9 protein-coding genes and 1 pseudogene are annotated in these 12,003 nt (G+C 40.9%); 9 read left to right on the forward strand and 1 reads right to left on the reverse strand.

The genetic code is table 11. The annotated features are described in order from the left end of the window. Nucleotides 1-107 precede the first annotated feature (107 nt). From lepA to I3252_RS08150, 7 genes and pseudogenes are all read left to right on the forward strand, one after another. Nucleotides 108-1,904, forward strand: coding sequence for a translation elongation factor 4 (gene lepA, locus I3252_RS08120; RefSeq protein WP_045443608.1), 1,797 nt, complete (start codon nt 108-110; stop codon nt 1,902-1,904). 104 nt (nt 1,905-2,008) lie between these two features. After that, nucleotides 2,009-2,911, forward strand: coding sequence for a signal peptidase I (lepB, locus tag I3252_RS08125; RefSeq protein WP_238034823.1), 903 nt, complete (start codon nt 2,009-2,011; stop codon nt 2,909-2,911). Nucleotides 2,912-3,056: 145 nt separating this feature from the next. Next, on the forward strand, nt 3,057-3,449 hold the full coding sequence (locus tag I3252_RS08130) for a DUF4845 domain-containing protein (RefSeq protein ID WP_238034824.1): 393 nt from the start codon (nt 3,057-3,059) through the stop codon (nt 3,447-3,449). Nucleotides 3,450-3,569: 120 nt separating this feature from the next. Further along, nucleotides 3,570-4,367: a ribonuclease III gene (gene rnc, locus I3252_RS08135; RefSeq protein ID WP_055125735.1), complete on the forward strand. Its 798-nt coding sequence runs from the start codon at nt 3,570-3,572 to the stop codon at nt 4,365-4,367. A gap of 264 nt (nt 4,368-4,631) precedes the next feature. After that, complete coding sequence (era, locus tag I3252_RS08140; RefSeq protein ID WP_201605554.1) at nt 4,632-5,693, forward strand: GTPase Era; 1,062 nt, start codon at nt 4,632-4,634, stop codon at nt 5,691-5,693. Between the two features lie 56 nt (nt 5,694-5,749). Beyond that, the gene (locus tag I3252_RS08145) at nt 5,750-6,526 is read left to right on the forward strand and encodes a DNA repair protein RecO C-terminal domain-containing protein (RefSeq protein ID WP_238034825.1); all 777 of its coding nucleotides are present in this window, start codon (nt 5,750-5,752) and stop codon (nt 6,524-6,526) included. 211 nt (nt 6,527-6,737) lie between these two features. Continuing rightward, nucleotides 6,738-7,145: pseudogene (locus I3252_RS08150) on the forward strand (pyridoxine 5'-phosphate synthase). Nucleotides 7,146-7,152: 7 nt separating this feature from the next. On the opposite strand, the gene I3252_RS08155 reads toward I3252_RS08150, so the two are convergent. After that, nucleotides 7,153-7,878 (reverse strand): GspH/FimT family pseudopilin, encoded by a 726-nt coding sequence (locus tag I3252_RS08155; RefSeq protein WP_238034826.1) that lies wholly within the window; start codon nt 7,876-7,878, stop codon nt 7,153-7,155. Nucleotides 7,879-8,438: 560 nt separating this feature from the next. On the opposite strand from I3252_RS08155, the gene I3252_RS08160 reads away from it, so the two are divergent. Next, the gene (locus tag I3252_RS08160) at nt 8,439-9,749 is read left to right on the forward strand and encodes an OmpA family protein (protein ID WP_238034827.1); all 1,311 of its coding nucleotides are present in this window, start codon (nt 8,439-8,441) and stop codon (nt 9,747-9,749) included. A 356-nt stretch (nt 9,750-10,105) separates the two neighbouring features. Further along, entirely contained in the window at nt 10,106-11,956 is a 1,851-nt protein-coding gene (gene typA / locus I3252_RS08165; protein ID WP_055125731.1) for a translational GTPase TypA, read from the forward strand. Nucleotides 11,957-12,003 lie beyond the last annotated feature (47 nt).

Below are 12,003 nucleotides of genomic sequence, written 5' to 3' on the forward strand. Positions count from 1 at the left end.
TCTAATTATATTCTTTTCAACGATGGACAGCTATTTTAGCGGTTGCGCCTGACAGCATTTATTTCTTAATTTTATTATTCTATCACCCTTAATTTAGTAGGCGCTTTGTGACTGCATTAGCAAATATTCGTAACTTTTCAATCATTGCCCACATTGATCATGGCAAGTCGACGCTTGCTGATCGTTTTATTCAAATGTGCGGTGCCTTGCAAGATCGCGAGATGCAGGCGCAAGTACTTGACTCCATGGATATTGAGCGTGAGCGCGGTATCACCATTAAAGCGCAGTCGGTAACCTTATTCTACGATCATCCTAATGGTGAGCGCTATCAGCTCAACTTTATCGATACCCCAGGACACGTTGACTTCTCATATGAGGTGTCGCGTTCACTAGCCGCTTGTGAAGGGGCGCTATTGGTCGTTGATGCTGCGCAAGGGGTGGAAGCTCAGTCCGTGGCCAACTGCTATACTGCCGTTGATCAGGGTCTAGAAGTCATGGCGGTACTAAATAAAATTGATTTGCCACAAGTCGAGCCAGAACGCGTTATTCAAGAGATTGAAGACATCATTGGGATTGACGCAGTTGATGCGCCACGAGTTTCTGCTAAGTCGGGTTTGGGCGTCGATAAACTGCTAGAAGCATTGGTTGAATTTATCCCTGCACCGACTGGTGATCGTGAGGCGCCACTACAAGCATTGATTATTGACTCTTGGTTTGATAACTATTTGGGTGTGGTCTCATTGGTTCGGGTACGTGAAGGTACTATCCGAAAAGGTGATAAACTTTATATCAAATCAACCAAAGAATCGCATTTAGTCGGCTCGATCGGTGTCTTTACGCCCAAGCCTGTCGATACGGGTATCTTGGAAGCGGGTGAAGTCGGTTTCATTATTGCTGGTATCAAAGATATCGCTGGCGCGCCAGTGGGTGATACGATTACCCACGCCAAAACGCCAGACGTTGAGCGTATTCCAGGTTTTAAACAGATTACTCCGCAAGTCTATGCCGGTATGTTCCCTGTTGATTCTACTGATTTTGAAAAATTCCGTGAAGCGCTACAAAAGCTACAAATCAATGATGCGTCATTGTTTTTTGAGCCTGATACCTCAGATGCACTAGGCTTTGGTTTCCGTTGTGGTTTCCTTGGTATGCTGCACATGGAGATTATCCAAGAGCGTTTAGAGCGTGAATATGACTTGGATTTGATTACTACTGCGCCATCCGTTATCTACGAGATCGTCAAGAAAAATGGCGATATCATGTATGTTGATAATCCATCAAGACTCCCTGAGCCGAATAATATTGAAGAGTTCCGTGAGCCCATTGCCCGCTGTCAGATTTTAGTACCGCAAGATTACTTAGGTAATGTCATGACGCTATGTATTGAGCGCCGCGGCGTACAGGTAGATATGCGTTTTATGGGTCGCCAAGTTCAGTTGATCTTTGATATTCCAATGGGCGAGGTGGTCATGGATTTCTTCGATCGTCTAAAGTCAGTTTCACGCGGATTTGCCTCACTGGATTATAACTTTGAACGGTACCAAGTCGATAAGCTGGTCAAAGTGGATGTACTGATTAACGGCGAAAAAGTTGATGCTTTGGCTATGATTGTGCATGAAACCCAATCACGCTACCGTGGTAATGCGCTAGTGACTAAGATGAAAGAGTTGATTCCGCGTCAGATGTTTGATGTGGCAATTCAGGCGGCGATTGGTAGCCAAATTATTGGGCGTAGTACGGTGAAAGCCATGCGTAAAGACGTCTTAGCTAAGTGTTATGGCGGTGATGTGTCGCGTAAGAAAAAGCTATTGTCTAAGCAAAAAGCCGGCAAAAAACGTATGAAGCAAGTCGGTAATGTGGAGATTCCACAAGAAGCCTTCTTAGCGGTATTGCAGGTTGAGTAAGTCATTACTAATTGACTGGTCAACGATAGTTTTGTTGGTGTAATTAGTGGCGCAGTTGATAGTATAGATAGCTAGATAAGTCGCTCGTTAATAGGCAATTGAGTATGGATTTTGATTTTAATTTAATTTTAGTACCATTAACCATTGGTTTGGGTATTATTTGGCTATTAGATAAGCTGGCCCTGAAACAACGTAAAACTCGCGGGCGTGGTCAAGAAAGTCTCTTGGTACGCTGGGCTTACGATTTTTTCCCCGTATTGGCAGTGGTGTTAATAGTACGCTCGTTTTTGATTGAGCCTTTTAATATTCCTTCATCTTCTATGGTGCCGACATTATATACGGGCGATTTTATTGCGGTTAATAAGTATGCCTACGGGGTGCGCCTACCGCTGACGTATAATAAAGTGCTGGATACGGGCGTGCCTGAGCATGGTGATGTGGCGGTATTCCGCTATCCTGAAAACCCAAGTATTTATTATATTAAGCGTGTCATTGGCTTGCCTGGTGATACTGTTAGTTATGATCAAGGGACACTTTCTATCAATGATGTCCCAGTTGATACTAAGCCTGTCGATTTTGCGGCGAACCCTGAGTTGACCTCACAGCTTTATTTACCAGGACAAATTGGTTCAGGGCAAGTACTGACCGAAGACAGTGCGGCAGCGATGGGTGAGCAAGAAGAGGGTGAGGCGCAATACTTTCAGGAAACACAAGGTGAAAACAAGCATCTTGTTCGTTACTTGAATGGTATGAATAGTTCTCAATATGCACCATTTTTGCAGCAGCAATCGCCAGAAGTGGTTAGCTCAGCAGGTACTAAATGGCGTATTAGCGTTCCAAAAGGTCAGTATTTTGTGATGGGCGATAACCGCGATCGTAGTGCTGATGGTCGGTTTTGGGGATTTGTTCCTGATGAGAATTTAGCGGGTAAAGCGGTTTATATCTGGATGCATAAGCCACCCGGACTTAATTTACCAACCTTTGAACGCAATGGTACTATTGATTAAGATTATGTAATTAAGATTATGAGATGCTCTATTGGTTGATTTATCGATAATAGTTTTATGCTAATATTGTTGCTATCTAATAAATGGCTACCTAGTATTTCGGTAGCTCCTAAAAATAGTTGTTTACCAGTAGAGGGATATCATAGTGCAGCAATTATCTGGAATCGCCACACAGCGTGGTGCTAGCGTAACGAGTATCGTTTTAATTATTCTTGTGTTAGGAGTTGCTGCCAAATTGATGGTTGCTATCGTACCTGCTCAGATCGGTGATTATCAATTGACCAAAACCTTAAGCGCACAGCTTAAGGAAGCAAATAATAATAATGAGACGGCCAAACAGTTTGTCGAGCGTGTTAATAGACAGCTATCTATTAATGCTGATTATGATACTCAGGCGGAAGACGTATTTACTTTTATTGATAAAAAGACGGGACAATTGGCTATTCGTAAACAATATGCAGTCACCAAAAATTTCTTTGGTAATGTTGATATCGTCAACCGCTTCGAAGGTGATATCGATATGACAACAGCAGAGTAACTAAAAAGAGTGTTAGATCACTCTTAAACTTTTTAATATCTGAATGTCTTTATAATATTCATTAATCCATACTATTACTAACCAAATCAGTAAAACAGAAGGGATAACCACAAGCCACGCATGAAACCAACTTTGCAGCATTCCCAAGCGATTCCTACTCCTCAGCAAAATAGCACGTCTGTCGACACGCTGATTGTTAGCTCAGAATTTATTCAGCAGTTAGCCGTATTAACACGCAAGTTAGGCTATGTGTTTAAGGACTTGAGTCTCCCCAAACTTGCGTTGACACACCGCTCATTTGATAGCAAAAAAAATTATGAGCGTTTAGAGTTTTTAGGAGACGCTCTGTTAGGAATGATTGTGGGTGAGGCTTTATATCATCGCTATCCTAGCCAAAATGAGGGTCGCTTGACTCGTATGCGTGCCACCTTGGTACGTCAAGAATCATTGGTCATTATTGCGCAAAACTTAGAGCTCTCTAATCATCTGATATTAGGGATAGGTGAGCGTAAAGGTGGTGGGCGCAATCGCGCTTCTATATTGGCTGATGCCGTGGAGTCGTTGATTGGTGCTATTTATTTAGACAGCCAAGATTTGGATATTACTCGCGATTGTGTTCTCTCATGGTATGGTGATTTGATTGACAACGTTAATGACCAAAAAGCGTTAAAAGATGCCAAGAGTCGATTGCAAGAGTGGCTACAATCTAAGCAATTTGATCTGCCACATTATGAGCTGATGGAGACACGTGGTAACGCGCCGCATCAAATTTTTGTTGTACGTTGCCATGTTAATATCAATAACTGTGTTGATATTACTGAATCTGGTGAGAGCCGCCGTATCGCTGAACAAAAAGCAGCAGAACTAATGATTAACCAGTTGCATAAACTGCCGAGCTCAGCTAAAAAGCGATCCTAACTAGGATTAACCTATGGATCGCACATACCACTTTTTTGACAGTATATGTTAAGTGACGTTTTAAAAATCGTTTATTTGAATTAGCGTAAACGTCACACATTTCAAAACCTTAAATATTTCCCAGCCGATGATTGTTTTGCTTTTTTAGTGCTGATACAGCCAATACATCATTAACCACCATTTGACTGGGTATAAATTCTATAGGATTAACCTATGAGCAATCGTACTGACTTGCCATCCAATGATGAAGATAATGCCAAAAATATGACCGAAAACACAGAGTTGAATCAAAACCAAGATAATATCGATACTACTAACGATGGCATCAATCAAGCAGAAGATATTACTGTAGACAACGATATGGCAATTGAAGAATTCTTTGCCCCTAGTAGTCATGCAGGTATTGCTGATGATTTTAAAGCGGGTTATGTCGCGATCGTTGGACGTCCAAACGTTGGTAAATCGACTTTGATGAATCACTTATTGGGTCAAAAGCTGTCTATTACATCACGTAAGCCGCAAACGACTCGTCACCGTATCCACGGTATTTTGTCAAATCATGAGATGCAGGCAGTATTCGTTGACACGCCGGGTATTCATCGCAATGAAGTACGTGCTATTAATGAGCGTATGAATAAAGCTGCGGTATCTGCATTAGTAGATGTTGATTTGGTATTATTCGTTGTTGATTCAGATCAATGGCGTGATGATGATTTGTTAGTTCTACAAAAGCTTGGCGACACAAATTTAAATGTGGTATTGGTTATTAATAAATCTGATACCTTAAAAGATAAAGGCAGCGTGTTGCCGCTGATTGAGACGTTTAATGACAGTTTTGATTTTGCCGATATCGTACCAGTATCTGCCTTAAAAAACCAAAACCTAGATCGTCTACAAGAAGTGATTGCTTCGCATCTTCCTATTGCTGCTCCTATCTATGATACCGAGCAAATTACTGACCGCTCAGAACGATTTTTGGCCAGTGAAATTATCCGCGAAAAAATCATGCGTAGCGCTGGTGACGAAGTGCCATATGACTTAACTGTACAGATTGATGGGTTCAAAGATGAGCCTGCGCACACTGATCCAAAAACAGGGCGTCCACGTAAGGCTTGTACTTTCATCGATGCAACTATTTATGTTGAACGTAGTGGTCAAAAGGCCATTGTGATTGGTGATAAAGGTCAGCGTATTAAGCAAGTGGGTATGGATGCTCGTAAAGATATGGAGCAGCTGTTTGATAAAAAGATTATGCTGACACTGTGGGTGAAAGTGAAACGTGGCTGGTCTGATGACGAACGTGCATTGACTAGCTTAGGATATTGATTGAAGAATAGCGCTTGAATCACTTTTCTATAGTTTTGATGCTGAGGTGATAAAAAATGCGTAACGAAGCGTTAGTCGGTTATTTATTGCATCAGCGTCCTTATCAAGAAAAGCGCGCCTTATATTATCTGTTTTCTCAGCAACATGGCGTGATCCATGGTATTGGAAAAAAAGGCGCGCCATTGTTCATGCCATTGCAGCTCTTTGCCAGTGGTAAACGCGATTTAAAAACGTTTAGTCAGATCAATATTGCATCGCAACACACAACTCAAACAGGCATAGCAAAAGATGATGGCATTGCCACTGTTGTAGAAGCATTGCCCTACGAAAATATCACAGGTCAACATCAATATGCGGCGTTGTATTTAAACGAAATACTATGGCGGTTGTTGTCGACTGAAGATCCAATGCCAGTATTGTGGCTACATTATCAGGACAGTCTGTCTCAGCTTAGGCGACCTTTGAGCGCCAACGAATTACGGTTGTGCTTGCGTCAATTTGAGCAGCATTTATTCAATGAGTTGGGTTTTAGCTTAATGTTGACTCACGATAGTGTTGAAAACATCATTCAGCCTGACGATTCTTATCGCTTTTTACCTGATGTTGGTTTAGTGCCTGTCTTGCAGAATGATATACAGACTGAGCATTTAGATAATACTATGGGGCAAATTTTTTTCAAAGGTACTGATATCATTGCGATGACGCAGTTAGGTATTACTGACAAAAACTTAAATAATTGGTTAAAAATGCATCGACAGCTTATTGACCATTTACTGGATTATCAACCATTGCAAAGCCGCCTACTGTGGCAGCAGCAACAGCGTTACCAATAAATAATAGTACTATCCTCAAAGTGCTATAACCAATCCGATTGCTACTGAGACGGTCTAAAGTTTCATATTCTTGTACCGTTGATCAGTCAATTGGTTTTCGTTATCAAAAAATCTCTTATGACCACTGCTTCATTACCTTCATTTAACAACCCTTTGCAAAAACCTTTATTAAGTATAAATATTGATCACGTAGCAACTCTGCGTTAAGCGCGTGGGGTTAGTTATAAGCCCTTTAGCCGCCGCTCTTTGGTGCGAGAAGGCGGGAGCAGATAGTATTGAGTTACATACAGGCGCTTATGCTGAGGCAAGCTTGGTAGCCGATATGAACATGCAAAATGCTGAGCTGAAACGAATTAAGCAAACTGTTGCTACTGCTTGACGCAGTGATAATAAGCTCTTAATTAACGCAGGTCATGGTCTGACACGTGATAATGTGAACGCTATCGCACAAATTGAGGGTGTTTATGAGTTGAATATTGGCCATACACTCATTGCAGACGCTGTATTTGTAGGACTCGAGCAGGCAGTTATTATGATGAAAGAAGCAATATATACAGATCTACAAAGCTATCAAAAAATATCATTGGTAATTTATGTGAGTGGTAACTTATACCATTAGTAATTTCTTATTCGTCACATTCAGTGGGATGGTCTTCATTAAGTTTTTGTTTAACAATACCTCCTTGGTTAAATGATATTAGATACATTGCTTCATTATAAGCAACGATGGGACAGTATTTTATATGGCCAAAATGTCCTCGTGGTTTGCCACTATCACCCCAAAATTTGGTGTAGTGGCGTCGACTTCCAACTCGTAAACTTAGCTTACTGTATTTAGGATTTAAAGACTGCTGAACGACTAATGAATCTACCTGAGCATCAAAGTGATTATTGTCATTTTTATCTATGAATAACAAAAGTGTCTTATCGCTGTCTCTATGGCAGCGCCCTCCAGTATCAGACAAGCAAACAATCACATTCTGTCTTCTGATGTAACTCTCAGCCTTGGCTAAGGCAAGAGAATTCTCTAACTGACTTTGAATCCGTTTGGCTTCCATACGTGCTAATTGCGTTCGTATGACTGGGGCTGCGATCGTCACTATAATTGCTAATACACATACAGTGACGATAAGTTCGACCAGCGTAAAACCCTTGTTATTTCTATTAACAGTGCTTGGGTCTGTTCTAGTGTTTGTATTAGGTGCTCTTTTATAGAGAGATACTATATATCTGTGATACACATAAAGAATCAATCGGCTTTGAGCTAGCCTGTGCTTATTTGAAGTAAAAACCCATAACATAAATGCTGAGAGCTCTTTGTAACTTGATAATGTTTTATGCAGCAATGCCATGAGGCTTGTTACCTATAATAAGTAGTTTAGTTCAATAAAACAATCTCGCTTCTTTAGATGTTATTCAATCCAATCATTGCGTAAAATCGAGCCAATATGCGCGCGAAATTTTGGAGTAATGATCAAATTTATGATGTATGAAATAATGTTGAGTGCTATAATATAAACAGAATATATGTCTACTGTCAAAAAATGTTTCAATTAGTGAATGACTGGTTTTAATAATAGAGAAAAAATACTAACTGTACTAAAATACGCCCAGACAATAGATACTGTTAGGTTTACTATCTATTGTGAACTGACATACAAAAGATAAAAAGCGTAAGGTGTGTTAGTTCTAGGTAACTTAAGCTGGTTATTGTGTTTTAGTTACGACATTATCGTGTAATAATGTGTAGCTCGTCAACGAAAAAAGTTGTAAACTGAATTGATAATCGCTAAGCTACTCCTTAATTGGTTTTGCTTTGTCACTTAAAATTCGTAAAAGATGTCTATTTTAGAGCATCTTGAGAAGCGGTTTTGCTTAATGCATCACTCAAATTATCCTTTGGAGGAAGTCCATGAAATTGAATAAAATTGCTCTAGCTCTGGTTGCTGTAGCAGCTGCACCTTTAGCAGCTAATGCTGGCGTAACTATTAGCCCATTGTTACTAGGTTATCATTACACTGGCGAAGCTCATGACGAGCAACGCGAAGTCCTTAAGACTGGTAAAGACCTTTATATGAATGGTCAGAATCCATCACAACCAATTGATGGTCGTAACGGAAATCTAAACGGTGGCGTAGCTAAAGAAAGCAGTCTATATACTGGTGCTGCACTAGGTATTGAGCTAACTCCTTCTACTCAGTTCCAAGTAGAGTACGGCGTGTCAAGTGCAAACGGCGAAGCTTCAGAAAGATCAGCAGACGCTGGTGTTAACCGTTTTGACGTAGAACAAACCATGCTTTCTGGTAACTTCTTAATCGGTACTGAAGAATTTACTGGTTATACTGATAGCGCATTCAAACCATATGTATTGGTTGGTGCTGGTCAATCTAAGATTAAAGTAGAGAACCAAGAGCAATATGTTGCGACGGGTAATGCGCAAGGTACTACAGCAGGTCAACCTGTATCAGCTGGTACTGAAGTTGCAGAGTCTAAAGATACTATTGGTAACCTAGGTCTAGGTGCTATGTATCGTATCAACGATGCTTTAAGCCTACGTGGTGAAGCTCGTGCGATTCATAACTTTGATAACAACTGGTGGGAAGGCATGGCTTTGGCCGGTCTAGAAGTTGTACTTGGTGGCCATTTAGCACCTACAGTAGCAGTACCACCAATGCAAGAGCCAGTTATCGATACTACTCCAGTAGTCGTAATTGAATCTGATCTTGATTCTGATGGCGATGGCGTACCTGATAGCATCGATGCATGCCCAGGCACTCCTATGAATGTTGTAGTAGATGAGCGCGGTTGCCCAGTACCAGTAGATATTACTGATGAGCTGAAAATGGAACTACGTGTATTCTTTGATAACGATAAATCAACGATCAAATCACAGTATCAACCTGAAATCGCTAAAGTAGCAGAGAAGATGCGCGAGTATCCTAACTCTACAGCACGTATCGAAGGTCATGCTTCTAAAACTGGTCCTTCAGCACGTTATAACCAACGTTTATCTGAAGCCCGTGCCGTTGCTGTTAAATCTATGTTGACTAACGAATTCGGTATTGCTCCAAACCGTATATCAACAGTTGGCTATGGTTATGACCAACCAATCGCTCCAAACGACACTGAAGAAGGTCGTGCTATGAACCGTCGTGTTTATGCCATCATCACTGGTGACAAAACAATGACTGTTGAACAAACTAAAGATATGGTTGTTCAGTAAATAGTATTGGATCAATTGTTTTACTAAATATATAGTTACAAAAAAAGTCACCTAATGGGTGGCTTTTTTTTATTTATGGATTGAGAAAAGCAAGTTATTACATAAATTTGTGAAGCAATAATGTTATACTAGCTGCCCAAACATTCTGTAAATTGACAGAATGTACATTAGCATAGCTATCTGTATGATGAATTTATCAGTGTAGATACTTGATTATATTGAAATTATTTGATTAACCGCATCTATTGTGCAGTCTTCTAAAAGTAAGTACTCAATATCTATCTGGTTGATGATAAAAGTTTATCCAGCGGCGCTTATTGCTACTGCATTTTTTTAAGACGAAACGAGCATTTTATATGGCGAACGATATCAAACACCTGCGTAACATTGCAATTATTGCCCACGTTGACCACGGTAAAACAACTTTGGTTGATAAGTTATTACATCAGTCTGGTACTTTTGGCGACCGTGCAAACATTGCTGAACGTGCAATGGATTCAGGCGATATTGAGCAAGAACGTGGTATTACCATTTTGGCTAAAAATACAGCCATCCGCTGGACAGATAAGACTGATGATACTGAATATCGTATCAACATTGTTGACACCCCAGGTCACGCCGACTTTGGTGGTGAAGTTGAGCGTGTAATGTCTATGGTTGACTGCGTGCTTCTAGTCGTTGATGCGGTTGATGGCCCAATGCCACAGACCCGTTTTGTGACGCAAAAAGCGTTCGAGCAAGGTCTAAAACCTATCGTTGTCATCAATAAAATTGACCGTCCTGGCTCACGCCCTGACTGGGTAATGGATCAAATCTTTGATCTTTTTGATAACTTGGGTGCAACTGATGAACAGCTTGATTTCCCAGTTGTTTATGCCTCAGCATTAAATGGTATTGCAGGTTTGGAAGCTGACGATTTGGCTGATGACATGACACCGCTTTTCAAAACGATTGTTGATGTGGTTCAGCCTCCTCAAGTTGATGCTGATGCACCGTTCCGTATGCAAATCTCAAGCCTTGATTATAATAGTTTTGTTGGCGTCATCGGCATTGGTCGTATTCAGCGTGGTAAAGTTAAAACCAATACTCAAGTGACTGTAATCGACAAAAACGGCAATACCCGTAATGGCCGTATTTTGAAAATTATGGGTTATCATGGTCTTGATCGTATTGATGTTGAAGATGCACAAGCTGGTGATATCGTTTGTATTACTGGTATTGATTCGCTTAATATCTCAGATACGATTTGTGATCCTAGTGCTGTCGAAGCGTTACCAGCATTAACGGTTGATGAACCTACCGTTTCTATGAACTTCCAAGTAAATAACTCACCTTTTGCTGGTCGTGATGGTAAGTTTGTGACCTCGCGTAATATCCGTGAGCGTCTTGAGCGTGAATTGATTCATAACGTAGCATTACGTGTAGAAGATACAGAATCTCCTGATAAATTCAAAGTATCAGGTCGCGGTGAACTTCATCTATCTGTATTGATCGAAAACATGCGCCGTGAAGGTTTTGAAATGGGTGTTTCAGGCCCAGAAGTTATCGTTAAAGAAGTTGATGGTAAATTACAAGAGCCGTATGAAAACGTTGTCTTTGATATCGAAGATGAGCATCAAGGTTCTATCATGGAGCAGGTTGGCTTGCGTAAAGGCGAGATGACCAATATGGAACTTGATGGTAAAGGTCGTATGCGTATCGAAGCGACGATGCCTGCCCGTGGTTTGATTGGTTTCCGTTCTGAATTCTTAACCTTGACTTCAGGTACAGGTATCATGACGTCAAGCTTCTCACATTACGGTCCACAAAAGATCGGTGATGTTGGTGGTCGCTCGAATGGTGTCTTGGTTTCTATGGCAAAAGGTGTTTGCTTAGGTTTCGCGCTATTTAACCTGCAAAAACGTGGTAAATTGTTTGCTGAGCCACAGCTTGAAGTTTACGAAGGTATGATCGTTGGTCTTAACTCACGTAACGATGATATGGCTGTTAACCCAACGACTGCTAAGCAGTTAACCAACGTTCGTGCGAGTGGTACTGATGAAGCATTGACGTTGACTCCAGCAGTCAAGTTCACACTTGAGCAAGCGCTTGAATTCATTCAAGATGATGAATTGGTTGAAGTAACACCTAAGGCGATTCGTCTGCGTAAGCGCTATTTGACTGAAAGTGAGCGTAAGCGTCACGGCCGTGGTAAAAAAGGTGCTTAATATTGAGCCATGAATTACTGAGTAATTTATTGGATTGATGTTTTATA

The sequence above is a fragment of the Psychrobacter sp. Ps4 genome (assembly GCF_022129285.1).
GTDB lineage: Bacteria > Pseudomonadota > Gammaproteobacteria > Pseudomonadales > Moraxellaceae > Psychrobacter > Psychrobacter immobilis_A.